This is a genomic window from Dehalococcoidia bacterium, from assembly GCA_021295915.1.
In the GTDB taxonomy this organism is placed as follows: domain Bacteria; phylum Chloroflexota; class Dehalococcoidia; order Lucifugimonadales; family UBA1123; genus VXRN01.
Map to the genome: position 1 here is coordinate 1 of JAGWBK010000035.1, position 405 is coordinate 405.

The 405-nt window shown below is 66.2% G+C and carries 1 protein-coding gene; it reads left to right on the forward strand.

Annotated features, from left to right (window positions below; genetic code table 11):
• A partial coding sequence (locus tag J4G14_10440; GenBank protein ID MCE2458218.1) for an error-prone DNA polymerase occupies window positions 1–405 on the forward strand: 405 nt, incomplete at both ends.

Here is a 405-nt window from a genome sequence, read left to right on the forward strand (position 1 = left end):
ACGCTTCGGTGTGCCGTTCCTGAACCCGTGCGTGAACGGTAGCGGGATGTCATGCGCTCCCCAGGGCGGCTCTGTCCGACTGGGTCTCAGGTTCATCAAGGACGTCGGCTCGGGGTCTGCTGCGCTCATCCTGGAGGAGAGGGAGAGGCACGGCCCGTACGCGAGCGCAGGAGACCTCGTGAGACGGACAGGGCTGAAGCCGCAGGCGGTGCTGTCGCTGGTGACGGCCGGAGCCTTCGACGGCGTGACGCCGAATCGCAGGGAGGCGCTGTGGGAGGCCGGTCTGTACACTCGACCTGCCCGGAACGGTCAGATGGCGCTTTCGTTATCCATGGAGGACGGCGTGCCGGAACTGGAGGACTTCACGGACCGCGAAAAGATGGCCGGCGAGTACCGTGTGATGGG